Source organism: Streptomyces cyaneofuscatus, from assembly GCF_033109485.1.
Classification (GTDB): domain Bacteria; phylum Actinomycetota; class Actinomycetes; order Streptomycetales; family Streptomycetaceae; genus Streptomyces; species Streptomyces cyaneofuscatus.
Map to the genome: position 1 here is coordinate 4,321,953 of NZ_CP137002.1, position 25,996 is coordinate 4,347,948.

At 71.3% G+C, this 25,996-nt stretch carries 25 protein-coding genes; 20 read left to right on the forward strand and 5 right to left on the reverse strand.

Annotated elements, in window-relative coordinates; all coding sequences use genetic code 11:
• Positions 1–106: 106 nt before the first annotated feature.
• The 4 genes from dnaK to R2B67_RS19180 all read left to right on the forward strand — a co-directional run bounded on the left by dnaK (position 107) and on the right by R2B67_RS19180 (position 4,354).
• Entirely contained in the window at positions 107–1,960 is a 1,854-nt protein-coding gene (gene dnaK, locus R2B67_RS19165) for a molecular chaperone DnaK (RefSeq protein WP_030571022.1), read from the forward strand.
• A complete protein-coding gene (gene grpE, locus R2B67_RS19170) occupies positions 1,957–2,607 on the forward strand; it encodes a nucleotide exchange factor GrpE (RefSeq protein WP_317819760.1) in 651 nt (216 codons plus the stop codon). Before dnaK ends, grpE begins: the two co-directional genes overlap by 4 nt.
• Positions 2,608–2,703: 96 nt before the next feature.
• The gene (gene dnaJ / locus R2B67_RS19175) at positions 2,704–3,897 is read left to right on the forward strand and encodes a molecular chaperone DnaJ (RefSeq protein ID WP_018514104.1); all 1,194 of its coding nucleotides are present in this window, start codon (positions 2,704–2,706) and stop codon (positions 3,895–3,897) included.
• 1 nt (position 3,898) lies between these two features.
• Positions 3,899–4,354, forward strand: a complete 456-nt coding sequence (locus R2B67_RS19180) for a heat shock protein transcriptional repressor HspR (protein WP_317819761.1) — start codon at positions 3,899–3,901, stop codon at positions 4,352–4,354.
• 67 nt (positions 4,355–4,421) lie between these two features.
• Here the strand turns inward: R2B67_RS19180 and R2B67_RS19185 are convergent, their stop codons facing one another.
• The 3 genes from R2B67_RS19185 to R2B67_RS19195 all read right to left on the reverse strand — a co-directional run bounded on the left by R2B67_RS19185 (position 4,422) and on the right by R2B67_RS19195 (position 7,666).
• Positions 4,422–5,405 carry a LuxR C-terminal-related transcriptional regulator gene (locus R2B67_RS19185; protein WP_317819763.1) on the reverse strand — a complete coding sequence of 328 codons (984 nt, stop codon included), beginning with the start codon at positions 5,403–5,405 and terminating at the stop codon, positions 4,422–4,424.
• A gap of 43 nt (positions 5,406–5,448) precedes the next feature.
• Positions 5,449–6,477 carry a helix-turn-helix transcriptional regulator gene (locus R2B67_RS19190; RefSeq protein WP_317819764.1) on the reverse strand — a complete coding sequence of 343 codons (1,029 nt, stop codon included), beginning with the start codon at positions 6,475–6,477 and terminating at the stop codon, positions 5,449–5,451.
• Positions 6,478–6,655: 178 nt separating this feature from the next.
• Positions 6,656–7,666, reverse strand: a complete 1,011-nt coding sequence (locus R2B67_RS19195; protein WP_026241843.1) for a hypothetical protein — start codon at positions 7,664–7,666, stop codon at positions 6,656–6,658.
• 113 nt (positions 7,667–7,779) lie between these two features.
• Between R2B67_RS19195 and R2B67_RS19200 the strand changes: the two genes are divergently transcribed.
• Positions 7,780–8,028: a hypothetical protein gene (locus tag R2B67_RS19200; RefSeq protein ID WP_162602803.1), complete on the forward strand. Its 249-nt coding sequence runs from the start codon at positions 7,780–7,782 to the stop codon at positions 8,026–8,028.
• On the forward strand, positions 8,025–8,345 hold the full coding sequence (locus R2B67_RS19205) for a Rieske (2Fe-2S) protein (protein ID WP_015609572.1): 321 nt from the start codon (positions 8,025–8,027) through the stop codon (positions 8,343–8,345). Before R2B67_RS19200 ends, R2B67_RS19205 begins: the two co-directional genes overlap by 4 nt.
• Positions 8,346–8,488: 143 nt before the next feature.
• Here R2B67_RS19205 and R2B67_RS19210 read toward each other — a convergent pair whose 3' ends face one another.
• Positions 8,489–8,890, reverse strand: a complete 402-nt coding sequence (locus R2B67_RS19210) for a pyridoxamine 5'-phosphate oxidase family protein (protein WP_018514111.1) — start codon at positions 8,888–8,890, stop codon at positions 8,489–8,491.
• Between the two features lie 189 nt (positions 8,891–9,079).
• On the opposite strand from R2B67_RS19210, the gene clpB reads away from it, so the two are divergent.
• Both clpB and R2B67_RS19220 read left to right on the forward strand, forming a co-directional pair.
• Positions 9,080–11,671, forward strand: coding sequence for an ATP-dependent chaperone ClpB (clpB, locus tag R2B67_RS19215; protein WP_317819767.1), 2,592 nt, complete (start codon positions 9,080–9,082; stop codon positions 11,669–11,671).
• A 159-nt stretch (positions 11,672–11,830) separates the two neighbouring features.
• On the forward strand, positions 11,831–12,382 hold the full coding sequence (locus R2B67_RS19220; protein ID WP_018514113.1) for a type III secretion system chaperone family protein: 552 nt from the start codon (positions 11,831–11,833) through the stop codon (positions 12,380–12,382).
• Between the two features lie 108 nt (positions 12,383–12,490).
• Here R2B67_RS19220 and R2B67_RS19225 read toward each other — a convergent pair whose 3' ends face one another.
• Positions 12,491–13,657 (reverse strand): pyridoxal phosphate-dependent aminotransferase, encoded by a 1,167-nt coding sequence (locus R2B67_RS19225; protein WP_317819768.1) that lies wholly within the window; start codon positions 13,655–13,657, stop codon positions 12,491–12,493.
• 171 nt (positions 13,658–13,828) lie between these two features.
• Here R2B67_RS19225 and R2B67_RS19230 point away from each other — a divergent pair, with 171 nt between their 5' ends.
• The 12 genes from R2B67_RS19230 (at position 13,829) to kynU (ending at position 25,947) form a co-directional block, all read left to right on the forward strand.
• A complete protein-coding gene (locus tag R2B67_RS19230; protein WP_317819769.1) occupies positions 13,829–14,092 on the forward strand; it encodes a hypothetical protein in 264 nt (87 codons plus the stop codon).
• A 328-nt stretch (positions 14,093–14,420) separates the two neighbouring features.
• Positions 14,421–14,942: a DUF2617 family protein gene (locus tag R2B67_RS19235; protein WP_018514119.1), complete on the forward strand. Its 522-nt coding sequence runs from the start codon at positions 14,421–14,423 to the stop codon at positions 14,940–14,942.
• 125 nt (positions 14,943–15,067) lie between these two features.
• Positions 15,068–16,678, forward strand: a complete 1,611-nt coding sequence (locus R2B67_RS19240; protein ID WP_317819770.1) for a polyamine aminopropyltransferase — start codon at positions 15,068–15,070, stop codon at positions 16,676–16,678.
• 108 nt (positions 16,679–16,786) lie between these two features.
• Entirely contained in the window at positions 16,787–17,677 is an 891-nt protein-coding gene (locus R2B67_RS19245) for an SRPBCC domain-containing protein (protein ID WP_317819771.1), read from the forward strand.
• An 80-nt stretch (positions 17,678–17,757) separates the two neighbouring features.
• Entirely contained in the window at positions 17,758–18,570 is an 813-nt protein-coding gene (locus R2B67_RS19250) for an aldose epimerase family protein (protein ID WP_381075034.1), read from the forward strand.
• Positions 18,571–18,617: 47 nt separating this feature from the next.
• Complete coding sequence (gene pyrE, locus R2B67_RS19255) at positions 18,618–19,157, forward strand: orotate phosphoribosyltransferase (RefSeq protein ID WP_018514123.1); 540 nt, start codon at positions 18,618–18,620, stop codon at positions 19,155–19,157.
• Positions 19,158–19,308: 151 nt separating this feature from the next.
• Positions 19,309–20,340: a class II fructose-bisphosphate aldolase gene (fbaA, locus tag R2B67_RS19260; RefSeq protein ID WP_018514124.1), complete on the forward strand. Its 1,032-nt coding sequence runs from the start codon at positions 19,309–19,311 to the stop codon at positions 20,338–20,340.
• 107 nt (positions 20,341–20,447) lie between these two features.
• A complete protein-coding gene (locus tag R2B67_RS19265; RefSeq protein ID WP_317819772.1) occupies positions 20,448–21,638 on the forward strand; it encodes a MalY/PatB family protein in 1,191 nt (396 codons plus the stop codon).
• 79 nt (positions 21,639–21,717) lie between these two features.
• The gene (locus R2B67_RS19270) at positions 21,718–23,241 is read left to right on the forward strand and encodes an MFS transporter (protein ID WP_317819773.1); all 1,524 of its coding nucleotides are present in this window, start codon (positions 21,718–21,720) and stop codon (positions 23,239–23,241) included.
• A 98-nt stretch (positions 23,242–23,339) separates the two neighbouring features.
• Positions 23,340–23,753, forward strand: coding sequence for a DUF3151 domain-containing protein (locus R2B67_RS19275; RefSeq protein ID WP_003967556.1), 414 nt, complete (start codon positions 23,340–23,342; stop codon positions 23,751–23,753).
• A gap of 129 nt (positions 23,754–23,882) precedes the next feature.
• The gene (locus R2B67_RS19280; RefSeq protein ID WP_018514128.1) at positions 23,883–24,731 is read left to right on the forward strand and encodes a tryptophan 2,3-dioxygenase family protein; all 849 of its coding nucleotides are present in this window, start codon (positions 23,883–23,885) and stop codon (positions 24,729–24,731) included.
• The gene (gene kynU, locus R2B67_RS19285) at positions 24,724–25,947 is read left to right on the forward strand and encodes a kynureninase (RefSeq protein ID WP_317819776.1); all 1,224 of its coding nucleotides are present in this window, start codon (positions 24,724–24,726) and stop codon (positions 25,945–25,947) included. The genes R2B67_RS19280 and kynU overlap by 8 nt, the downstream gene beginning before the upstream one ends.
• Positions 25,948–25,996: the final 49 nt, after the last annotated feature.

Here is a 25,996-nt window from a genome sequence, read left to right on the forward strand (position 1 = left end):
ATCGGCACCTAAGTTGAGTCGGCTCGACTCAGGTCTGTTGACTCCGGGGCCGGTGTCATGCATCCTTGAGTCAGATCCACTCAAGTAGTCAGTTGGAGGAATTGAAATGGCACGTGCGGTCGGCATCGACCTGGGCACGACTAACTCCGTCGTCAGCGTTCTCGAAGGCGGCGAGCCCACCGTCATCACCAACGCCGAAGGCGCCAGGACCACGCCGTCCGTCGTCGCCTTCGCCAAGAACGGCGAGGTGCTGGTCGGCGAGGTGGCCAAGCGTCAGGCGGTCACCAACGTCGACAGGACCATCCGCTCCGTCAAGCGCCACATGGGCACTGACTGGAAGATCGAGATCGACGGCAAGGGCTTCAACCCGCAGCAGATGAGCGCCTTCATCCTGCAGAAGCTGAAGCGCGACGCCGAGTCCTACCTGGGCGAGAAGGTGGCCGACGCGGTCATCACCGTCCCGGCGTACTTCAACGACTCCGAGCGTCAGGCGACCAAGGAGGCCGGTGAGATCGCGGGCCTCAACGTCCTGCGTATCGTCAACGAGCCGACCGCCGCCGCCCTGGCGTACGGCCTGGACAAGGACGACCAGACGATCCTCGTCTTCGACCTCGGTGGCGGCACCTTCGACGTGTCGCTCCTGGAGATCGGTGACGGCGTCGTCGAGGTGAAGGCCACCAACGGTGACAACCACCTCGGTGGTGACGACTGGGACCAGCGCGTCGTCGACTACCTGGTGAAGCAGTTCGCCAACGGGCACGGCGTGGACCTGTCCAAGGACAAGATGGCTCTCCAGCGTCTCCGCGAGGCCGCGGAGAAGGCGAAGATTGAGCTCTCGTCCTCGACCGAGACCACGATCAACCTGCCCTACATCACGGCGTCCGCCGAGGGCCCGCTGCACCTGGACGAGAAGCTCACGCGCTCGCAGTTCCAGCAGCTGACCTCGGACCTCCTGGACCGCTGCAAGACCCCGTTCCACAACGTCATCAAGGACGCGGGCATCCAGCTCTCCGAGATCGACCACGTCGTTCTCGTCGGTGGCTCCACCCGTATGCCGGCCGTCGCCGAGCTCGTCAAGGAGCTGACCGGTGGCCAGGACGCCAACAAGGGTGTGAACCCGGACGAGGTCGTCGCCATCGGCGCCTCGCTCCAGGCCGGTGTCCTCAAGGGCGAGGTCAAGGACGTCCTGCTCCTCGACGTCACCCCGCTGTCCCTCGGTATCGAGACCAAGGGAGGGATCATGACCAAGCTCATCGAGCGCAACACCACGATCCCGACCAAGCGTTCCGAGATCTTCACGACGGCCGAGGACAACCAGCCGTCCGTGCAGATCCAGGTCTACCAGGGCGAGCGCGAGATCGCGGCGTACAACAAGAAGCTCGGGATGTTCGAGCTGACCGGTCTGCCGCCGGCCCCGCGCGGTGTGCCGCAGATCGAGGTCGCCTTCGACATCGACGCCAACGGCATCATGCACGTCGCCGCCAAGGACCTCGGCACCGGCAAGGAGCAGAAGATGACCGTCACCGGCGGCTCCTCGCTGCCGAAGGACGAGGTCAACCGGATGCGCGAAGAGGCCGAGAAGTACGCGGAGGAGGACCACGCCCGCCGCGAGGCCGCCGAGTCGCGCAACCAGGGCGAGCAGCTCGTCTACCAGACGGAGAAGTTCCTCAAGGACAACGAGGACAAGGTCCCTGCGGACGTCAAGACGGAGGTAGAGACCGCTGTCGGCGAGCTGAAGGAGAAGCTCAAGGGCGAGGACACCGCCGAGATCCGTACGGCCACCGAGAAGGTCGCCGCCGTCTCCCAGAAGCTGGGCCAGGCGATGTACGCCAACGCCCAGGCCGAGGGTGCTACGCCGGGCGCCGAGGCTCCGGGCGACGCCCAGGGCAAGGCCGATGACGATGTCGTCGACGCCGAGATCGTGGACGACGAGAAGGACACCAAGGGCGGTGCGGCGTGACCGAGGAGACTCCGGGCTTCGACGAGAAGCCCGACGTCCCCTCCGGCGCCACCCCTGATGACGCCGAGCCGAAGGCTGCCGCACCCTCCGAGGAGGAGGCGGCGGCCCCGGCCGGGGACACCGACCAGACCGCCGGCCTGACCGCTCAGCTGGACCAGGTCCGTACGGCGCTCGCCGAGCGCACCGCGGACCTCCAGCGGCTCCAGGCCGAGTACCAGAACTACCGCCGCCGCGTGGAGCGGGACCGGGTCACGGTCAAGGAGATCGCCGTCGCGAACCTCCTGTCCGAGCTCCTGCCCGTGCTCGACGACGTCGGCCGCGCCAGGGAGCACGGCGAGCTGGTGGGCGGCTTCAAGTCGGTCGCCGAATCGCTGGAGACGGTCGTCGCGAAGCTGGGCCTCCAGCAGTTCGGCAAGGAGGGCGAGCCCTTCGACCCGACGATCCACGAGGCCCTGATGCACAGCTACGCGCCGGACGTCACCGAGACGACCTGCGTGGCGATCCTCCAGCCGGGGTATCGCATCGGCGAGCGCACCATCCGCCCCGCGCGGGTGGCCGTCGCCGAGCCGCAGCCGGGCGCCACGCCCGCGGCGGCCAAGGAAGAGAAGACAGACGACGAGGAGAGCGGTGGCACCGAGGAGGTCTGACGACACCACGTCTGACCACCAGGGTGCACACCGACCGGTCCGGCGGCCGGCCCACGGGCCGGCCGCCGCGCCGATCGTCCGGAAGGAGGGACGTCGATGAGCACGAAGGACTTCGTCGAGAAGGACTACTACAAGGTCCTCGGCGTCCCCAAGGACGCCACCGACGCCGAGATCAAGAAGGCGTACCGCAAGCTCGCCCGCGAGTTCCACCCCGACGCCAACAAGGGTGACGCCAAGGCTGAGGAGCGGTTCAAGGAGATCTCCGAGGCGAACGACGTCCTCGGTGACACCAAGCGGCGCAAGGAGTACGACGAGGCGCGCGCCCTCTTCGGCAACGGTGGCTTCCGCGCCGGCCCCGGTGGTGCGGGCGGCAACTTCAACTTCGACCTGGGCGACCTCTTCGGCGGCGGCGCCCCGGGCGGCGGCCAGGGTGGTGCGGGCGGCGGTTTCGGCGGCGGCGGGGGCGGTCTCGGCGACGTCTTCGGCGGGCTGTTCAACCGCGGCGGTACCGGCACCCGGGTCCAGCCGCGGCGCGGCCAGGACATCGAGTCCGAGGTGACGCTCAGCTTCACCGAGGCGGTCGACGGGGCCACGGTCCCGCTGCGGATGTCCAGCCAGGCGCCCTGCAAGGCGTGTTCCGGCACCGGCGACAAGAACGGCACCCCCAGGGTCTGCCCGACCTGCGTCGGCACCGGCCAGGTCTCGCGCGGCACCGGCGGCGGCTTCTCCCTCACCGACCCGTGCGTGGACTGCAAGGGCCGGGGCCTCATCGCCCAGGACCCCTGCGACGTCTGCCACGGCAGCGGCCGGGCGAAGTCGGCCCGCACCATGCAGGTCAGGATCCCGGCGGGCGTCTCCGACGGCCAGCGGATCCGGCTGCGCGGCAAGGGCGGCCCGGGCGAGCGCGGCGGACCGGCCGGCGATCTGTACGTCGTCGTCCACGTCGGCGCCCACCCGGTCTTCGGCCGCAAGGGCGACAACCTCACGGTCACCGTGCCTGTCACCTTCCCGGAGGCGACGCTCGGCGGCGAGGTGAAGGTCCCCACACTCGGCGGACCCCCGGTCACCCTGAAACTGCCCCCCGGCACCCCGAACGGGCGTACGATGCGCGCCCGGGGCAAGGGCGCGGTCCGCAAGGACGGCACCCGCGGCGACCTGCTGGTCACCGTGGAGGTGGCGGTCCCCACGGACCTCGGCCAGGAGGCCAGGGACGCGCTGGAGGCCTACCGCAAGGCGACCGCGGACGAGGACCCGCGGGCAGAACTGTTCCAGGCCGCGAAGGGAGCTTGAGATGGACGGCCGTCGACGCAATCCGTACCAGCTGACCGATGAATCACCGGTGTACGTGATCTCGATCGCGGCCCAGCTCTCGGGCCTGCACCCGCAGACGCTGCGCCAGTACGACCGTCTCGGCCTGGTCTCCCCCGACCGTACGGCCGGCCGCGGCCGCCGTTACTCGGCCCGCGACATCGAGCTGCTGCGCACCGTGCAGCAGTTGTCGCAGGACGAGGGCATCAACCTGGCGGGCATCAAGCGCATCATCGAGCTGGAGAACCAGGTGACCGCGCTCCAGCAGCGCGTCGCCGAGCTCTCGGCGGCGGTGGACGGCGCGGCGGTCGCCATGCAGCAGCGCGAGGCCCAGGTGCACGCCTCGTACCGCCGCGACCTCGTGCCGTACCAGGACGTGCAGCAGACCAGCGCGCTGGTGGTCTGGCGGCCGAAGCCGAAGCGGCCGGGGGCGGAGTAGGAACACGCCTGTGTGCGGTGGGGCCGGGAGAGCGTTCATGACGCCTTCCCGGCCCCGCCGCGCGTTGTCAGGCGTCGCCGCGGCCGGCTCCGGCGATGCCGGACCGTACGAGGAGGGCGCCGAGGTGGGTGCGACTGGTGGCGCCGAGGGTCTGCATGAGCTTGGCGATGTGGGAGCGGCAGGTGCGGACGCTGATGCCCATCCTGCGGGCGACGACCTCGTCGACGTGGCCTTCGGTGAGGAGGCGGGCGATGCTCTGCTGGACGGCGGTGACCGGGGCGTCGGGCCCGGCGGTCCGGAGCGGTTCGCCGAAGGGGGTGGCTCTGGCCCAGAGGACGTCGTAGACGTGGATGAGGTAGCGGACGAGGGCGGGGTGCGTGATGCGGAGGGCCACGTCCCGCTGGGATGTGGTGGGGATGTACGCGACCCGGTCGAAGATGAAGAGCCGCTCGGGCGTCTGCTCCATGGTGCGGATCTGGAGTCCCTCGTACGGCAGCCGGTCCACGTAGTGGTTCAGGGGCGGGCTGTAGCGGGCGGAGTGCTGGTAGATGTGGCGCACGGACACACCGCGCTGAAGGGGCGGCAACGCGTTCTTCCGGGCGCGTTCGAGGAGTTCGGCGGGGCGCTTGCTGCCCGGGTGGAGGGTCAGGATGTGTTCCCGGGTTCTGCGGCCGGCCTCTTCGAGGGATTCCTGGATCGCCGGTTTTCCGCTGACGACGGTGATCTCGGGGTGCGGCTCGCGACCGGCGACCGAGGTCAGCGGCAGGAGGGCGTTGACGAGCGTGGCCGTGGTGTCGAGGCGCTCGAAGACCTCCTGGGCGAGGGGCCTGAGCAGGCGCGTGAGCGCGGCCGACGCCGGTACGGGGCGTGCCCACCGCTCGTCGTCCGGGTCCGGGTGGACCAGGCCCCGCTGGAGGAGGCAGGGCGCTTCGGCGAGCTCCGTCCGGGGCAGGCGGCCTTCGCGCAGAGCCGTCGCGTAGAGGCTCATGGCGGGCTCGCAGAGGCCGTGGGCGGTTCCCGGTCCGTCCGCGTTCTCCGTCGTCGTGCACATGCCTCGGCCCCCCCGCGGGTTTCGGTATGCCCCTCGAACGAGGCTAGTTCGTGTCGTCCGGACGTGCCGGTGTCGTCCGGGGCGGCTGCTCGGCGGCGGTCGCTTCGACGATGCCCGACTCGACGAGCAGTGCGCCGAGGTGGGTGCGGCTGGTGGCGCCCAAGGTCTGCATGAGCTTGGCGATGTGGGAGCGGCAGGTGCGGACGCTGATGCCCATCTTGCGGGCCACCACGTCGTCCACGTGGCCTTCGGCGAGGAGGCGGGCGATGCTGAGCTGGACCGCGGTGACCGGGGCGCCGGGTGCGGTCGCCTGGTAGTTCTCGGCCAGCGGTACGGCCTGGGCCCAGAGGACCTCGTACACCTGGATCAGGTAGGAGACCAGGGCCGGATGGCTGATCCGCAGCGCGGTGCTGCGGTCGGCGGAGGCGGGGATGTAGGCCACCGTCCGGTCGATGATGATCAGCCGTTCGACGGTCAGCTCGGTGGTGCGTACGTGCAGATGCTGGGCCGGGACCTGGGAGAGGTAGTCCCTGATGGAGCCGCTGTAGCGGGCCGGATGCTGGTAGATGTGGCGGATCCTGGCCCCCCGCCGGATGGCGGTGTTGGCGTTGGCCAGCCCCTCCCGCAGGGTGCTGGCCGGCCGGTCGCTGCCGGGCTGGGCCGTGAGGATCTCGTCCGTGGCGGTGGCGGTGGCCTCGTTGATGGACGCCTGGATGGCCGGAACCCCCTCCAGCACGGTGATGGCGAGGTTGGGGTCGTCGTGGGCGACGGCGGTGAGCGGGTACAGGGACCGGCTCAGCGCGGTCGCGAGGCGCAGGCGCTCGTCTATCTCCCGGGAGACCGGCTGCAGGAGGTTGGCCAGAGCGGCTGACGGTGGCACGGGCCGCATCCAGGTGTCGTCCCACGGGTCGGGATGCAGCAGGGCCAGTTCGGTGAGGCACGGGGCGTCGCCGATCTCGGCGCGGGCTATCCGCCCGGAGCGCAGGGCCTTCTCGTACAGCCGCAGCGCCGGAGCGCACAGCACGCCGTTCTGATGTGGGGTATGTCCTAATCTGCCTTCACTGCTCGCCATTTGGGATCCCCCTGCTTTATGCAGTGCAACAAGTTGACGGTGGTGCCCGTGTGGTTCTGAGGGGAGTGTGGACCTGTCGGGGAGGCCGGGAACTTCCCCGGCACGACCTGGGCGTCGGCTGTGCTCTCCCCCATTGCGCAGTCACGCCCGGGTTCCCACGGGGGGATCGCTCGCGCGGTCAGGAGTCCGATTCCAGGATTCCTGACCGCGCGATCAGATAGCCGAGTTGTGCCCGGCTGGTGCTGCCGAGGGTGGCGGAGAGCTTGGCGACATGGGCGCGGCAGGTGCGTACGTTCATACCGAGGCGCCGGGCGATCGAGTCGTCCACGTGGCCTTCCACCAGCAGTTGCGCGATGGACCGCTGAACACCGCTGATGCCCTTGGGAGGTGGGTCGTACTGAAGCTCACCGAGAAGGGGCGACGCACGGCTCCAGAGCTGCTCGAAGACCTTGACCAGGTAGTCGATCAGTCCGGGATGGCGGAGCTCCAGGGCGACTTGGTCGTCGTTGCGCGCGGGTATGAAGGCAACAGTCCGGTCGAAGACTATCAATCGCTCGATGAGCTCTTCGAGTGTGCGGATCTCCACCTTGCTCTCGGCCAGGCGGGCCGCGTAGGCGAGCGTGCCCTGGCTGTGCCGCACCGTGTGCTGGTAGAGAGTGCGCATGGCGACGCCGCGATCCACCACGGACAGTGCGCGTTCGAGGCCCTCGCTGAGGCGGTCCTCGCCGCGGTCGCCACCGGGCTGGACGGTGAGGACCTCGGTGCGGCACTCGGCGGTGGCGAGATCGAGGGCGGCATTGATCCGGTGCCCCCCTTCCAGGACCGTGATGGCGTGGGTGGTGGGAGGATCCTGGGCGCTGATGTCCATGAACGGCTCGAAGGAGTCCGCCAACTCCACGGAGCGCCGTCTGCGTTCCTGGATCTCCCGCTCGATCGGGTGCAGGCGCTGAGCCAGAGCCGCGGACGGGGCGATGGGCCGGAGCCACGCGGTGTCGTCCGGATCGGGGTGCAGGAGCGCGAAATCCATCAAGCAGGGGGCGGGCTCAACCTCTGAACGAGAGATTCGTCCGGATCGTAGCGCGCTGGCGTAAAGCCGCTTTCCGGCGTCACACAGTTCCGTGACGCCGTGAGGATGTGTCGACTTTGTCTCTCTTGTGGCCATATCTACACCCCCCAGGTTCCTGAACATGCAGGAACATGATGCATCGTCCCAGTGGCGTTCCCCTACCCGGTTGAGACATCGTCGTGGATGCGGGGAAGAGGAATCCACAAGTGAGGACGAAGCCGACTATGGATAAGCGAATGCTTCGCTCGGTGCTTGCCGCCGCTTTCGTCGCGGCCCTGGGCTTTGGCGTGGCAGGCGGCGCGATGAGCAATTCGGCGGCACCTCGTGCCGACGAGATCAGCTGGTTCGCCGGCAGCTCGGTATCCGGTGGCGAGATCAGCTGGTCCGTGCAGGCGGCCGCTGCCGACGAGATCAGCTGGCTGACCCCGAAGACGTCGGCGCCCGGCGAGATCAGCTGGTCCGCCCCGGCCGACACGGTCGCATGACCACGCCGCCGGACGACCGCACCTTCCGGCGCGAGATGGCAACCGCCTATCGCTCAGGGTGGCATTTCATCGATCTGCTCACGGCCCTCCCCCGCCGTGGCGACTCGTTGATGGTCACCCTGTTCGGAGAGCCGATCGTCGTCGTGATGGAAGAGGACGAGGACGTCCGCGCCTACCGCTGTCTCCGCCGCCCCCGTGGCGCGCCGCAGCCCGTCCGCTGCGCCGTCAGGTACGGGATGATCTTTGTGAACCTCGATCAGCGGGACCATGAGCTGATCGCGTCAGAACCCCTTTCCGCCACCCCCCGCAGCGCCTGAGCGATTCCCCCGTCGTCACCTGTCGCTCCAGGCGCTTCCCCCACACAGCGGCGCCACCGTGACCTGAACACGGTGGCGCCGTTGTGCTGTTCCGGTTCGGGGGCCTCACGGCCGGCCGGGGCCTCGCGGTCGGCCCGGGGGCCTCAGGCGTTTCCGAGTGCCCGGTCGACGGCGATCTCGATGACGATGCGCTCCGGGTTGACCCTCGGCGTGCGCTCGTAGCGCTCCGCGTAACGGCTCTCCGCGTCCGCGACGGCCTCCGGCTCGCTCCGGACGGTCGCGACGCCCTCCAGCGTCGCCCAGCGGGCCTTGTGCATCTGGCAGACGGCGACCCGTGCCCCCTCCGGGCCCGCGGCCAGGATGTTGGCGACCTTGCGGGTGCCCTTGCCGGTGATCACGCGTGCCACCCCGGCCTCCGGGTCGTACGTCACGCCCACCGGCACCACGTGCGGTGTGCCGTCGGGGCGGAGCGTCGTCAGGGTGCACACGTGCCGCTCGCGCCAGAACGCGAGGTAGCCGGGGGTGGGGTTCCGTACGTCTGCCATGGGTGAAGCGTAGGCGCGGGGCTGTGCCGGTGCGGTGGCAGGTGGCCCCGGCAGCCGGTTCACTCGGGACGGGCAGGGCTCAGGTGCCGTACTCTTGCCTTGAGTGGAATAGACTCAACTTTGTGCACGTTGTTCCCGTCAAGGGACGAGCAAGGGACCAGTTCCAGCTGCGAGGAGGAGTAAGCACACGTGGACGCCGAGCTGACCAACAAGAGCCGGGACGCCATCAACGCGGCCACCGACAGGGCCGTGAAGGACGGGCACCCCGATCTCACCCCCGCACACCTGCTCCTCGCGCTGCTGAGCGGCGAGGACAACGAGAACATCACCGACCTGCTCGCCGCCGTCGAGGCCGACCAGGCCGTCGTACGGGGGGAGACCGAGCGGCTGCTCGGGGCCCTGCCCAGCGTCACCGGCTCCACCGTGGCCCCGCCGCAGCCCAACCGTGAGCTGCTGGCCGTCATCCAGGACGCGGCGCAGCGGGCGAAGGAGCTGGGCGACGAGTACCTCTCCACCGAGCACCTGCTGATCGGGATCGCCGCGAAGGGCGGGCGGGCCGGTGAGATCCTCGACGGGCAGGGGGCCGGTGCGAAGAAGCTGCTGGCCGCATTCGAGACGAGCAGGGGAGGGCGTCGCGTGACCACACCCGACCCGGAGGGCCAGTACAAGGCCCTGGAGAAGTTCGGCACCGACTTCACGGCCGCCGCGCGCGAGGGCAAGCTCGACCCGGTCATCGGCCGCGACCAGGAGATCCGCCGCGTCGTGCAGGTGCTGTCCCGGCGCACGAAGAACAACCCGGTGCTCATCGGTGAGCCCGGCGTCGGCAAGACCGCCGTCGTCGAGGGGCTCGCCCAGCGCATCGTCAAGGGCGACGTCCCCGAGAGCCTGAAGAACAAGCGGCTGGTCTCGCTGGACCTCGGCGCGATGGTCGCGGGCGCGAAGTACCGCGGCGAGTTCGAGGAGCGCCTCAAGACCGTCCTCTCCGAGATCAAGGAGAGCGACGGCCAGATCATCACCTTCATCGACGAGCTGCACACCGTCGTCGGCGCCGGCGCGGGCGGCGACTCCGCCATGGACGCGGGCAACATGCTCAAGCCGATGCTGGCTCGCGGTGAGCTGCGCATGGTCGGCGCGACCACGCTCGACGAGTACCGCGAGCGCATCGAGAAGGACCCCGCCCTGGAGCGGCGCTTCCAGCAGGTGCTGGTCGCCGAGCCGTCCGTCGAGGACACCATCGCGATCCTCCGCGGTCTAAAGGGCCGTTACGAGGCCCACCACAAGGTCCAGATCGCGGACTCGGCGCTCGTCGCCGCCGCCACCCTCTCCGACCGCTACATCACCTCCCGCTTCCTCCCCGACAAGGCCATCGACCTGGTCGACGAGGCCGCCTCCCGGCTGCGGATGGAGATCGACTCCTCCCCCTTGGAGATCGACGAACTCCAGCGCTCCGTCGACCGGTTGCGCATGGAGGAGCTGGCGCTGAAGAACGAGTCCGACGTCGCCTCCAAGCAGCGCCTGGAGAAGCTGCGCCGCGACCTCGCCGACAAGGAGGAGGAGCTGCGCGGCCTCAACGCCCGCTGGGAGAAGGAGAAGCAGGGCCTCAACCGGGTCGGTGAGCTGAAGGAGCGGCTCGACGAGCTGCGCGGCCAGGCCGAACGCGCCCAGCGCGACGGCGACTTCGACGCCGCCTCCAAGCTGCTGTACGGGGAGATCCCGGGCCTGGAGCGGGAGTTGGAGGAGGCCGCCGAGGCCGAGCAGGAAGCCTCCAAGGACAAGGACACCATGGTCAAGGAGGAGGTCGGGTCGGACGACATCGCGGACGTCGTCGGCGCCTGGACCGGCATCCCGGCCGGGCGGCTGCTGGAGGGCGAGACCCAGAAGCTGCTGCGGATGGAGTCCGAGCTGGGCAAGCGGCTGATCGGGCAGACCGAGGCCGTGCAGGCCGTCTCCGACGCCGTACGCCGGACCAGGGCCGGGATCGCCGATCCCGACCGGCCCACCGGGTCCTTCCTCTTCCTCGGGCCGACCGGCGTCGGCAAGACCGAGCTGGCCAAGGCGCTCGCGGACTTCCTCTTCGACGACGAGCGGGCCATGATCCGCATCGACATGAGCGAGTACGGCGAGAAGCACAGCGTCGCCCGCCTCGTCGGTGCCCCGCCCGGCTACGTCGGCTACGAGGAGGGCGGCCAGCTCACCGAGGCCGTCCGCCGCCGCCCGTACAGCGTCGTCCTCCTGGACGAGGTGGAGAAGGCCCACCCCGAGGTCTTCGACATCCTGCTCCAGGTCCTCGACGACGGCCGGCTCACCGACGGCCAGGGCCGCACGGTCGACTTCCGCAACACCATCCTCATCCTCACCTCCAACCTCGGCAGCCAGTTCCTGATGGACCCGCTGGTCAAGCCCGAGGTCAAGAAGCAGCAGGTGCTGGACGTGGTGCGGGCCTCCTTCAAGCCGGAGTTCATCAACCGGCTGGACGACCTGGTGGTCTTTTCGGCGCTCGACGGCGACGAGCTCGCGCACATCGCGAAGCTCCAGGTCGACCGCCTCGCGGCCCGGCTCGCCGACCGGCGGCTCACCCTCGACGTCACCCCCGAGGCGCTGGCCTGGCTCGCCGAGGAGGGCAACGACCCGGCGTACGGGGCGCGCCCCCTGCGCCGCCTCATCCAGACGGCGATCGGCGACCGGCTCGCCAAGGAGATCCTCTCCGGCGAGATCCGGGACGGCGACACCGTCCGGGTGGACCGGGCCGAGGACGGCCTGATCGTCGGCCCGGCCTCGTAACAGCCGGACACGGGCCTTCACAGAGTGTGCGAACGGACCCGCACGGCCCCCCTCCGCACCCGCCGCGTGTCAGCTTGTGGCGGATAGGGGCCGTGCGGGCTTGCCATGCCCCGCCCGCCATGGGAGAGGATGGCCGCAACCGCACGAAGGGAAATAACGGTGAGCATCGATCCGTCCTCGATTCCTAATTTCGGGGGCCAGCCCGAACCGCAGGCGGCAGGACCGGAGGGCCCCGTCGTCCCTGACCAGGACCTCGTCAAGCAGCTCCTCGACCAGATGGAGCTCAAGTACGTCGTCGACGACGAGGGCGACCTCGCCGCGCCGTGGGAAGAGTTCCGGACGTACTTCATGTTCCGGGGCGAGGACGAGCAGCAGGTCTTCTCGGTCCGCACGTTCTACGACCGCCCCCACGCGCTCGACCAGCGTCCCGTCCTCCTGGACGCCATCGACGACTGGAACCGCCGCACCCTGTGGCCCAAGGTCTACACCCACGCCCACGAGGGCGAGGAGGGCGAGGCGGGCTCCGTCCGGCTGATCGGTGAGGCGCAGATGCTCATCGGCACCGGCGTCAGCCTGGAGCACTTCGTCTCCTCGACGGTCAGCTGGGTGCGCGCCTCGATCGAGTTCGACAAGTGGCTCCTGGAGCGCCTGGGCCTCGCCCCGGCCGAGGAGAAGACCGACGGCGAGGGCACGGAGTCCGCGGGCGCCTAGCCTCCTCCGGTCCACCCACGGCAGCGGCCCGGGCAGGCGGTCACCACGACCGCCTCCCGGGCCGTCTCCGTGTTCAGCCGCCCGGGCCGCTGCCGCGTCGGGGGCGGTTCAGCCGAGCCGCCGCAGCCGCTCCACCGCCTCCTCCAGCACGTCCTCGCGCTTGCAGAAGGTGAACCGGACCTGGCTGCGGCCCGCCTCCGGATCGTCGTAGAAGACCGAGACCGGGACGGCGGCCACCCCGCAGCGCTCCGGGAGCGCCCGGCAGAAGGCGTACGCGTCCTCCTCGCCGAACGGGGAGATGTCGGTGGTGACGAAGTACGTCCCCGCCGGCTCGTAGACCCGGAAGCCCGCGCTCCGCAGCCCCTCCGCCAGCAGATCGCGCTTGCGGTGCATGGACGCGCGGAACTCCGTGAAGAACGCGTCGGGCAGCTGGAGCGCCTCCGCGATCGCGTACTGGAACGGGCCCCCGCTCACGAAGGTGAGGTACTGCTTCGCCGAGCGCACCGCCGTCACCAGGGGCGCGTCGCCCGTCACCCAGCCGATCTTCCAGCCGGTGTACGAGTACGTCTTGCCGGCCGAGGAGATGGAGACCGTCCGCTCGCGCATCCCGGGCAGGGCGGCGATCGGGTGGTGGGAGCCCTCGAACACGAGGTGCTCGTACACCTCGTCGGTGACCACCAGCAGGTCGTGCTCGACCGCCAGGGCCGCGATACCGCTCAGCTCCTCGGGGGTGAGGACCGTGCCGGTCGGGTTGTGCGGCGAGTTGAGGAGCAGGAGGCGGGTGCGCGGGGTGATCTTGGCGCGCAGCTCGTCCAGGTCCGGGCGGAAGGCGGGGGCGCGCAGCGTGAGCGGGACGCGGACGCCGCCCGCCATGGCGATGCACGCGGCGTACGAGTCGTAGTACGGCTCGAACGCGATGACCTCGTCGCCCGGCTCCACCAGCGCCAGCAGCGAGGCGGCGATCGCCTCGGTGGCCCCGGCGGTGACCAGGACCTCGGTGTCGGGGGACCAGGTCAGGCCGTAGAACCGCTTCTGGTGGTCGGCCACGGCGGTACGCAGCTCCGGGATGCCGGGGCCCGGCGGGTACTGGTTGCCGTGCCCGGCGCGCAGCGCCCGGACCGCCGCCTCCCGGATCTCCTCGGGGCCGTCGGTGTCGGGGAAGCCCTGGCCGAGGTTGATCGAGCCGGTCCGCGCGGCCAGCGCGGACATCTCGGCGAAGATCGTCGTGCCGAAGCCGGCGAGGCGGCGGTTGAGCAGCGGTCGTCCCTGTGTCATGGGCGCCATCCTGTGCCCAAGCTCTGGAGTTGCTCAAGTCTGCTTTGGCCCGCCCGCGCCGTGGGGATCCCCCTGTCACGAAGGAACAGAGAAGGAACAGAGCGCAGACAAGGGAAACCGGGAAGCGACGGGGGAACCGCGCTTCGGGGGAGAGAAAGGCGGGTGAGGGGCATGACGGTCTTCATCACGGTGCTGGTCGGTGTGGGGATTCTCTTCGTGCTGATGACGGTCCTGGCGCGGGTGACCAGGGTCAGGAAGGGACCGCACGCGGCGCGTGCCCGGCGGAGGTCCGCCGGGGGCGGTGCGGCGGCGGGCGGCGGTGGCTGGTGGGTGGGCGGCTCCGGTGGCTCGTCCTGCAGCTCCTCCTCCGGCCACTCGTGCGGCGGCGGATCGTCCTGCGGTGGTGGCGGGGGCGGCTGCGGCGGGGGCAGCTGAACTCAACGAGGCCGGGAGGCCGTCACCGTCACCGACAGTGACTCAGGGCCGGGCGCCCGGAGGGGTGAACTCCCTTCGGGCGCCCTGTCGTTGAGCCACGCAGAGGAAAGTGGCTGAACAGTTGAACCGGGCTGCCCCCGGGGGGATGGAAACCACGTCAAGTTGGGTAAAAACGCTGCGAGTGCGGCGTACTTCGTGATTCCCTCGTTGAAGAGAATATTCAGCCCTCGGACCCCAGTTGGACCAGATCGGGCGCTCCCCTCCTCCCACGCGCATGCCCAGGGGCGCCCGCTGTCCATGTGTCCATGTGTGTTTGCGGAGCCGACCCATGCTCACCACCCTCCAGACGGCCTATTCCGATACCCGCGCCGCCGACCTGGCCTGGACCCTGGGCCGGGAGCCGCTCCCCGCCCTCGCCGTCCTCGACCTCCAGCTCGGCGGTGCCGAACTCCAGTTGAGGCTCCTCGGCGCCTCCCATCAGGTCCTCCTCCAGGAGGACCGCGGGGTCTGCTCCGAGACCGTTGCCTGTATGCCGGGCAGCAGCACCCCGCTCCCTCTCGGTGTCGCCAAGCGGCTCGGCGACTGGGAGTACGAATTCGCCGCCCGCGTCGAGACCCTGACGCAGGGCCAGTTCGCCGGGCGGGCGCAGGAGCTGCTCGCGCTCGTGAGCGACCACCCGCACGGCCTGGCGGGCACCTTCCCCGGCAGCCCGTACGCCTTCACGGCGATGCTCGCCCAGCGCATCGAGGGCCAGGTGCGGTGGCGCACCTGGCACGCGTACCCGCAGGAAGGGCAGTTGGTGGTCACCCGGACCCGGGTGGGGGTGCGCATTCCGGCGCCCGCGGTCTGATTCCCGCTGTCCGCGCGACAGGGGGTACGGCCGGGGGGCGGGTTCCCCGGCCGTTCCCCCTGCCGCTCCACTTGCACCCTTGTGGGTGACAAGCGGCGACCGGGCAGTGACGTAGCGTTCGCAGCATGATCGACCAGCAGGTGTCGCTGCGAGGGGGCGCGGCGCGGCTTCCCGTACGGCCGAGGACCGGCCGGTTCCTCGTGCTGGCCGCCGTCTTCGTCTGCGCGGCCTGCGGTCTCGTCTACGAGCTGGAACTGGTCGCGCTCGCCTCCTACTTGATCGGTGACTCGGTCACCCAGGCCTCCGTCGTGCTCTCCGTGATGGTCTTCGCGATGGGCGTCGGCTCCCTCCTCGCGAAACGTTTACGCTGCCACGCCGCCGTCGGGTTCGGGCTGATCGAAGCGGCCCTCGCGCTGATCGGCGGCTCCTCGGCGCTCGTGCTGTACGCCTCGTTCGCCTGGCTCGGTGAGTCGCAGTACGCGCTGGTCGGGTTCTCGCTGGCGATCGGGGTGCTGATCGGGGCGGAGATTCCGCTGCTGATGACGCTGATCCAGCGCGTCGACCGGCAGGACGCGGGCGGGGCGGTGGCCGACCTCTTCGCCGCCGACTACGTGGGAGCGCTCGTCGGCGGGCTGGCCTTTCCCTTCCTGCTGCTGCCGATGCTGGGGCAGCTCACCGGGGCGCTCCTGACGGGCGCGGTCAACGCGGTGGCGGGCGGGGCGCTGGTCCTGTGGGTGTTCCGGCGCGACCTCACCCCCGGCTCCCGCCGGCTTCTCGTCGTGGTCAACGTCTCGGTGATCGCCGTCCTCGCCACCGCCACGTTCCTGGTCGACGACTTCGAGCAGGCGGCGCGGCGGGCGGTCTACGGGGACCAGGTGCGGGTCGCCGTGCAGACCGGGGTGCAGGAGGTCGTCCTCACCGGGACCGACCGCGACTCCCTCGGCCTCTACCTGGACGGCCGGCTCCGGGTCAGCGCCCGCGACGAGCACCGCTACCACGAGGCGCTGGTCCACCCCGCGATGAACGGGCCCCGCGCCCGGGTCCTCATCCTGGGCGGCGGCGACGGGCTCGCCGCCCGCGAGGTCCTCCGCTACGGGGACGTCCGCTCGGTCACCCTCGTCGAGATCGACCCCGCCGTCACCCGCCTGGCCCGCACCGACCCCGCCCTCTCCGAGCTCAACGGCCACGCCTACCGCGACCCGCGCCTCACCGCCGTCGGCGCGGACGCCTTCACCTGGCTGCGGGCCGACCACCACCGCTACGACGTGGTCGTCTCCGACCTGCCGGACCCGGGTATCACGGCCAGTACGAAGCTGTACTCCGCCGAGTTCTACGGGCTGATCGCCGAGGCCCTGGCCCCCCGTGGCCGCCTCGTGGTGCACGCCGGCCCGCCGGAGGCCCGGCCCCGGACCTTCTGGACGGTGGAGGCCTCGGTACGGGCCGGAGGCCTCGCGACCCGCCCGTACCGCATCCCGGGCCGCCCCTCCGGTCACCCTTCCGGCTTCACCGCCAGCCCCGACCGGCTCGGCGCCGGGGGCCGGCCCCCCGAGGACTGGGGCTTCGTCCTGGCGGCGGCCGGGCCGGTGGGGGAGCCGGGGCTGGGCGCCGGAGCACCCGTACCGCGCTCGCTGGGGGAGGCGGAGCTACGGGAGGGGGCCAGGGCGGCCGACGGACTGCGGCTGCCGGGGCAGGTGCCGTCCACGCTGATCCACCCGCGCTACTGGGAGGAGACGTGAGAGGGGGTGTGAGGGGACGTGAGGGGGGCGTGAGGGTGGGGGCTCGCATGCCGGTCGGGCGGGTGGAAGCCCTGACGTGCGGGCCGGGGGCGATTAGGCTCGGTCGGTATGGAGCATCAGGTGTTCGTTCCGGTCCCGGTCCCGGCCCTGCGGCGCACCCTGGGCGACCCCGCCCGGGTCGCCCGCTGTGTCCCGGGGATCCAGCAGGACGCCGACGCGTCGGCCTCGCCGCTGGCGGGCCGGCTGAAGTTCCGGGCGGGCGGCCACACCATCACGTACCGGGGCGAGCTGAAGCTCTCCTCCCCGGGCCCCGACGGCGACCGCTTCTCGGTCACCGGGGAGGGCGTGGAGGCCCGGGGGGCCGGTGCGGTGAAGCTGGCCCTGACCATCGGCCTCACGGAGACGGACGGCGGGACGACCCTCGCGTACAGCGGTACGGCGAGCGGCGACGGCCGGCTGGCCGAGCTGGAGGAGGGCGCCGCGCTCGCGGCGGCCCAGCGGCTCCTGGACCGCTTCACCCAGCAGCTGGTGACGGAGACGCTGGCCGCGCACGGGGAGGACGGTGCGGAGGACGTGTCGGCCGAGGGGCTTGAGGGGGACGTCGAGGCGGAGAGCGCACAGGCTTCCGCCGGTACGGAAGGCGACGTCGACGCCGGTACGGAAGGCGGTGCTGACGCCGACGCCGGTGCCGCCGATGAGCTTGTCGAGCCCGCCTCCGTGTTCGACTCGCCCGTTCCCCCGCCCGCCCTCGACCCGGTCGCCGGAGTGGAGTTCACCGTCCCCGACGAGCCGCCCGCCGAGGCCGCGCACGCCCGCCGCACCATGATCGGCCGCAGCGCGGAGGAGGTCGACCACGCGCCCCCGCGCGGCCGGTACGCCCCCGTGCCCTCGCCGGACGCGGGCGGGGCGAGCACCACCCTGCGCTGGGTCGCCCCGGCGGCCGCCCTCGCGCTGGCCTCCGCCGTGGTGCTGAGCCGGGCGTTGCGGCGCCGTAGGTAGCGGCCGGAGGCCGTAGGCAGGGCGGCCGGATCCGGCCCGACCGGCAGGACACCCACCCGGCCCGCCAGTAGGGTCGTCGGGTGAGCAGCAGCGAAGAGAGCACCCGTAGCGAAGAGAGCGTCAGGCTGAGTGCCGGCGACGCCGAGTTGACCGTCGACCCCTTCCACGGCTGCCGGATCAGCAGCCTCCGGATCGGCTCCACCGAACTGCTGCGCCAGGGCGAGCGGTACGGCTGCTTCCCGATGGTGCCCTGGTGCGGCCGTACCGGGTACGGGCAGTTCCGCAACGGCGACGCCCCCCACCAACTGCCCCTGAACTCCCCGCCGCACGCCATCCACGGCACCGGCCGGGACACCGCCTGGCGGACCGCCCACGTGGACAAGGCGCAGGCCGCCTTCTACTACGACCTCGCCGAGCCCTGGCCGTACGAGGGCCGGGTGACCCAGACCTTCGAGCTGACCGAGGACGGGCTGACGCTCGGCCTCGCCGTCGAGACGTACGGCACCTCCTTTCCCGCCCAGGCGGGCTGGCACCCCTGGTTCCACCGCAACCTCGGGGGCCGGGACGCCGAGCTCTCCTTCGACGCGGCCTGGCAGGAGGAACGCGGCGAGGACCACCTGCCGACCGGCCGCCGCATCGACCCCGTACCGGGTCCGTGGGACGACTGCTTCGGGATGCCCGACGGCGTGGACGTGAAGCTCACCTGGCCGGAGCAGCTGGAGCTGACGGTGAAGAGCCGCAGCGAGTGGGTCGTGGTCTACGACGAGCAGGACGAGGCGGTCTGTGTGGAGCCGCAGTCCGGGCCGCCGAACGGGCTCAACACCGTGCCCCGGCTGGTCACCCCGATCGATCCCCTGGAGATCACGACGACCTGGAGCTGGACGCGGCTCTGAGGCGGGGCGTGCTCCGGGGGTTTCGGGCTGCGCTTACCCTCGTGTCCATGACTGACGTACGCGCTGACCTGCTCCAGCAGATCAAGGACAAGGCCGTGGTGCACGGCAAGGTGACCCTCTCCTCGGGTCTGGAAGCCGACTGGTACATCGACCTGCGCCGGATCACGCTGGACGGCAAGGCCGCGCCGCTGGTCGGCCAGGCCATGCTCGACGCCACCGCCGAGCTGGACTACGACTGCGTCGGCGGGCTGACGCTCGGCGCCGACCCGGTCGCCACGTCGATGCTGCACGCCTCCGCCGCGCGCGGGAAGAGCCTGGACGCGTTCGTCGTCCGCAAGGCGCAGAAGGCGCACGGGATGCAGCGCCGGATCGAGGGCACCGACGTGAAGGGCCGCCGCTGCCTGGTCGTCGAGGACACCTCCACCACCGGCGGTTCGCCGCTGACCGCCGTCGAGGCCGTACGGGAGGCGGGCGGCGAGGTCGTCGCCGTCGCCGTGATCGTCGAGCGCGGTGCCGCTCCGGCCATCGCCGAGGCCGGTCTCCCGTACGTACAGGTCTACTCGGTGGCCGACCTCGGTCTCGCCTGAGCCATTTCGGACCTCACGGGCCGTTTCAGGTGAAACAGGGTCCGCCGGGTGGAGCCCGACGAGGAGTCTGGGAAGATGGGGGCGACGATGACGTCGCCCCCAGGTCAGGGACTCATAGCCTGCACACCCGCACATCCCAAGGAGCGGTCAGATGCCCATCGCAACCCCCGAGGCTTACGCCGAGATGCTCGACCGGGCAAAGGCGGGCAAGTTCGCCTACCCGGCCATCAATGTCACCTCGACGCAGACCCTGCACGCGGCTCTGCGCGGCTTCGCGGAGGCCGAGAGCGACGGCATCGTCCAGATCTCCACGGGCGGTGCGGAGTTCCTGGGCGGCCAGTACAACAAGGACATGGTCACGGGCGCGGTCGCCCTGGCCGAGTTCGCGCACATCGTCGCCGCCAAGTACGACGTCACCGTCGCGCTGCACACGGACCACTGCCCCAAGGACAAGCTGGACGGTTACGTACGTCCGCTGCTCGCCGTCTCCGCCGAGCGCGTCGCCAAGGGTCTGAACCCGCTGTTCCAGTCCCACATGTGGGATGGCTCGGCCGAGACCCTCGCCGACAACCTGGCCATCGGCCAGGAGCTGCTGGCCCAGGCCGCCGCCGCCAAGATCATCCTTGAGGTCGAGATCACCCCGACCGGCGGTGAGGAGGACGGCGTCACGCACGAGATCAACGACGAGCTGTACACGACCGTCGACGACGCGCTGCGCACCGCCGAGGCGCTCGGCCTCGGTGAGAAGGGCCGCTACCTGCTGGCCGCCTCCTTCGGCAACGTCCACGGCGTCTACAAGCCGGGCAACGTCGTGCTCCGCCCCGAGCTGCTGAAGGACCTCCAGTCGGGCGTCTCCGAGAAGTACGGCAAGCCGGCCGGCAGCCAGCCGTTCGACTTCGTCTTCCACGGCGGCTCGGGCTCCACCGCCGAGGAGATCGCCACCGCGCTGGAGAACGGCGTCGTGAAGATGAACCTCGACACCGACACCCAGTACGCCTTCACCCGCCCGGTCGCGGACCACATGTTCCGCAACTACGACGGTGTCCTGAAGGTCGACGGCGAGGTCGGCAACAAGAAGACCTACGACCCCCGCACCTGGGGCAAGGCCGCCGAGGCGGGCATGGCCGTGCGCGTCACCGAGGCGTGCGCGAACCTGCGCTCCACGGGTACGAAGCTGAAGTAAGCAGTAGCAGTACACGAGTACGGATGTACGGCGTCGGGCCCGGTCCTCCTTCCAGGGGGCCGGGCCCGTCGCCGTGCCGAGAGAAGCCGAGAGAAGGAGGGCCCGCCGTGGCCGCGCTGTACGACTTCGACACCGCCATCGACCGCCGGGGCACCTGGTGCATCCAGTGGGACGGGGTCGCGGACCGGTTCGGGGTCGACGGGCTGCTCCCGTTCACCATCTCCGACATGGACTTCGCCACCGCCCCCGAGGTGCTCGCCGCGCTGCGGGACCGGCTGGACCACGGCGTCTTCGGCTACACCACCTGGCAGCAGGACGACTTCCGCTCGGCTGTCGCGCACTGGTACGCCACCCGGTACGGCACCGAGATCGACACCGGGCAGCTCGTGTACGGCCCGTCCGTGCTCAACCAGCTCTCCCAGCTCCTCCAGATGTGGACGGGGGAGGGGGACGGGGTCGTCGTCCACACCCCCACATACGACGGTTTCCGCAAGGCCATCACCGGGCTCGGGCGGGAGCTGCGCGGGGTGCCGGTGGGGGACGAGGAGGCGTTGGTACGGGAGCTGGCGCGGCCGGACGCGAAGGTGCTGGTGCTGTGCTCGCCGCACAATCCGACGGGCCGGGTGTGGACGGCCGACGAGCTGACCCGGATGGCGGAGCTGGCGGAACGGTACGGGGTGGCGGTCGTCAGCGACGAGATCCATGCGGACTTCGTGCACGAGGGGTACGTCCATGTGCCGTGGACGCGGGTGGCGGGGGCCGGGGGCGGGGGCGGGGGCGGTCGCTGGGCGCTCATCACCTCCGGGTCCAAGGCCTTCAACTTTCCGGCGCTGACCGGTTCGTACGGGCTGATCGGGGATCCGGCGGACCGGGCGGAGTTCCTGCGCCGGATGGAGACGGCGGAGGGGCTCGCCTCCCCGGCGGTGCTGTCGCTGACCGCGCACATCGCGGCGTACCGGGAGGGCGGGCCGTGGCTGGACGCGGTGCGGGCGTATGTGGCGGGGAACCTGGGGCACGTCGCGGAGCGGCTCTCCGCCGGCCTGCCCGAGCTGGGGTGGGAGCCGCCGCAGGCCGGGTACCTGGCGTGGATCGACCTGCGGGCGGCGGGGGTGGACGACGCGGAGTTGCAGCGGGTGCTGGTGGAGCGGGAGCGGGTGGCGATCATGGGCGGGGCGGTCTACGGGGCGCCGGGGTTCGTGCGGCTGAACGTGGGGTGCCCTCGGGCGAAGGTGGAGCGGGGGGTGGAGGCGCTGATCCGGGCGGTGAAGGCGGTCAGATCCAGCCCTTCCGGTGTTTGAGGAGCGGGGGTACGCGGGCAGCGCCCCCGTGACGCGAGCGCGGAGTGCGCGGAGGGGCACCACGGGGCAAGCTGGCCCCATGGCTGCTGCCTCCGCCCCCGGGGAGATCCGGGTCGCCTCCCCCGTCGGGCGCTGGGTCGTGCTGACCACCGTGCTCGGGTCCGGCATGGCGATGCTCGACTCCACCGTCATCAACGTGGCCCTGCCCCGCATCGGCGCCGACCTCGACACCGATCTGGCCGCGCTCCAGTGGACCGTCAACGCGTACATGCTCACGCTCGCCGGGCTGATCCTGCTCGGCGGGGCGCTCGGGGACCGGTACGGGCGGCGGCGGGTGTTCGTCGTGGGGATCGTGTGGTTCGCGCTGGCCTCGCTGCTCTGCGGGATCGCGCCGAACGCGGGCGTTCTCATCGCCGCGCGGGCCCTGCAAGGCGTCGGCGGCGCGCTGCTCACGCCGGGGTCCCTCGCGCTCATCCAGGCCAGCTTCCACCCCGACGACCGGGCGCGGGCCGTGGGGCTCTGGTCCGGGTTCGGCGGGGTCGGGGCGGCCGTGGGGCCGTTCGTGGGCGGGTGGCTCGTGGACGGGCCCGGGTGGCGGTGGGTGTTCCTGATCAACCTGCCGCTCGCCGCGATCTGCGTGCCCGTCGCCCTCCGCCACGTACCGGAGTCGCGGGATCCGGCGGCGCACGGCCGGTTCGACGTGCTGGGGGCCGCGCTCGGGGCGTTCGCGCTGGCCGGGGTGACGTACGCGCTGATCGAGGCGCCGGAGCAGGGGGCCTCGCCGCTGGTGATCGGGGCGGCGCTCGGCGGGGTGCTGCTCGGGGTGGCGTTCGTGCTGGTGGAGCAGCGGCGGGCGGATCCGATGCTGCCGCCGTCGATCTTCCGCTCGCGCCTCTTCACCTCGGTCAACCTGGTGACGTTCTGCGTCTACGCGGCGCTCGGCGGCTTCTTCTTCCTCTCCGCGATCCAGCTCCAGGTGGTCGCCGGGTACTCGGCGCTGGGGGCGGGTACCGCGCTGCTGCCCACCACCGTCCTGATGCTGCTGTTCTCGGCCTGGTCGGGGGAGCTGGGGCGGCGGATCGGGCCGCGTATCCCACTCACGGTGGGGCCGCTGCTGGCCGCCGCCGGGATGCTCCTGATGCTGCGGGTGGGCCGGGGCAGCGCGTCCTTCGGCGGGTACGTGAGTGAGGTGCTGCCCGCCGTCACGGTGCTGGGCGCCGGGCTCGTCGTGGTCGTGGCCCCGCTCACCGCGACGGTCCTGGCCGCCGTGGACACCGGGCGGGCCGGGCTGGCCAGCGGGATCAACAACGCGGCCGCCCGGGCCGCCGGCCTGATCGCGGTGGCCGCGCTGCCGCTGCTCGCCGGGATGGGCCCGGAGGCGTACCGGGACGCGGGCGAGTTCGCGGCGACCTTCCGGCGGGCGATGCCGATGTGCGCCGGGCTGCTGGTGCTGGGCGCGGTCATCGCCTGCTGGACCGTGCGCACCCCGCCGGTCGCCGCCGCCGAGCGGAAACGGGCGGAGGAGCGGCCCGAGTGCACCGTCCACTGCGGGATCGTGGCCCCGCCGCTGGAGCCCGAGCGGGCGCGGGAAGCGGGGCGGTGAGGTGTCATCCCGGGCACCCCGGGCGTGGACGGTGGGCCCGCCGCCTGAACGCGCCCCGTGAGGTGTCACCCGCGTCCCGGTCCAGGCACACTTGATCCATGTCCATCCACGAGAACCTTCTCGGGGGCCCCGCCCCGACCCATCTGCCCGACGACCCCGAGCCGCGCGAGCTGCTCGCCGCCGGTACCCCGCCCGCCGAGGTCGCCGCGAAGTACCCCACCTCCTCGCTCGCCTGGGCGCAGCTCGCCGACGAGGCGTTCGAGGGCGGCCGGGTCGTCGAGTCGTACGCGTACGCCCGTACCGGCTACCACCGCGGCCTCGACTCCCTGCGCCGGGCCGGCTGGAAGGGCCACGGGCCCGTCCCGTTCGAGCACGAGCCGAACCGCGGCTTCCTGCGCGCCCTGCACGCCCTGGCGCGGGCCGCCGGGGCCATCGGGGAGACCGAGGAGCACGAGCGCTGCTCGACCTTCCTGCGCGACTCCTCGCCGACCGCCGCCGACATCCTGAGCTGACCTTCCCGGCCCTCCCCGCCCAAGCACATCGGGCGGGGAGCGGCTTAGTATGCGAGCAGGGGACCGGAGCTCCATCACCTCACGGAAGGGGCGGACCGCTACCCGGAAGCTCGTGTCGAGGAGACAGCGATGTCGACCAATCACCCCGACCCCGAAGCCACCGGTGCGGACACCCCGTACCTGGACTTCGCGGGAACGACTCCGTACGAGGACTATGTCCAGGCGGATGTCCTGACCCACCTCCAGCACCTCCGCTCGGACGACCCCGGCGAGATGGTCTTCCTGGTCACCACCCAGGTCATGGAGCTGTGGTTCACGGTCATCGTCCATGAGTGGGAGACCGCCACCCGCGCCCTGCGCGAGGACCGCATACCGGTCGCCCGCGACGCCCTGAAGCGTTCGCTGCGCGAGCTGGAGGCGCTCAACGAGTCCTGGCGGCCGCTCGCGGGACTCACCCCGGCCCAGTTCAACTCCTACCGGGGCTCGCTCGGCGAGGGCTCCGGGTTCCAGTCGGCGATGTACCGGCGGATGGAGTTCCTGCTCGGCGACAAGTCCGCCTCCATGCTGGTGCCGCACCGGGGCGCACCCCGGGTGTACGCCGAGCTGGAGAAGGCGCTCGGCGAGCCCAGCCTGTACGACGAGACGCTGGCCCTGCTGGCCCGCCGCGGGTACGCGATCCCCGAGGCCGTCACCACCCGCGACCTGACCCAGCGGTACGAGCCGTCGCCCGAGGTCGAGGCCGTGTGGGCGGAGATCTACTCCGCCGCCGACCAGAACGACGAACTGGTCCGCCTCGGTGAGCTGCTCACCGACGTCGGCGAGCTCGTCTGGCGATGGCGCAACGACCACCTCGTCGCCACCCGCCGCGCGATGGGCTCCAAGACCGGCACCGGCGGCTCCGCCGGGGTGGCCTGGCTGGAGAAGCGCGCCACGAAGAACGTGTTCCCGGAGCTGTGGACGGCGCGCAGCCATGTCTGAGACCACGTACACGGAGCTGCGCGAGCGCGCCGCCGCCCTCGACGCCGTCGACCCGCTCGCCCCGCAGCGCAAGCTCTTCGCACTCGACGAGGGTGTCTACCTCGACGGCAACTCGCTCGGCGCCCTGCCCGTCCATGTCCCCGCCCGCGTCCAGGACGTCCTCACCCGCCAGTGGGGCGAGCTGCGCATCCGGTCCTGGGGCGAGAGCGGCTGGTGGACCGCGCCCGAGCGGATCGGTGACCGGATCGCCCCGCTCGTCGGGGCCGCCGCCGGACAGATCGTCGTCGGTGACTCGACCAGCGTGAACGTCTTCAAGGCCGTCGTCGCGGCCACCCGCCTCGCGGCTCTCGCGGGCGGGGGACGCGACGAGATCCTGGTTGACGCCACGACGTTTCCCACGGACGGGTACATCGCCGCCTCCGCCGCCCGGCTCACCGGCCACCGGATCGTGCCGGTCGACCCCGCCGACGTACCGTCCGCGCTCGGGGACCGTACGGCAGCCGTCCTCCTCAACCAGGTGGACTTCCGCACGGGGAGGCTGCACGACCTGCCCGCCCTGACCGCCGCCGTCCACGCGGTCGGCGCGATCGCCGTCTGGGACCTCTGCCACAGCGCGGGCGCCCTGCCGGTCGGTCTGGACGAGCACGGGGTGGACCTGGCGGTCGGCTGCACCTACAAGTACCTGAACGGCGGCCCCGGTTCGCCCGCGTACCTGTATGTCGCCGAGCGCCACCAGGCCGCCTTCGACTCCCCGCTGCCGGGGTGGAACTCGCACGCCGACCCGTTCGGCATGACCCCCGACTACGCCCCGGCGGACGGCTCCGTACGGGGCCGGGTCGGCACGCCCGACATCGTCTCCATGCTCACGCTGGAAGCGGCGCTGGACGTGTGGGACGGGGTCTCCGTGGACGCCGTCCGGGCCAAGTCCCTCGCCTTGACGGACTTCTTCCTGGAGTGCGTCGCGGCGTACGTACCGCAGGGCCGGGTCGTCTCCGTCACCCCGGTCGCGCACGCCGAACGCGGCAGCCAGGTCGCCCTGCGCTGCGCCGAGGCCGAGCCCGTGATGCGCCGGCTCATCGAGCGGGGCGTCGTGGGCGACCTGCGGCGGCCAGACGTGCTGCGGTTCGGATTCACCCCGCTGTACGTGGGGTTCGCCGACGCGGAACGGGCGGCGCGGGTCCTGGCCGAGGTGCTGGAGGAGATCCCGGCGGTCTGATGGGCCGTCAATGTCTGTACGGCCGCGCGGGGGCGGTGTCGATCACTGG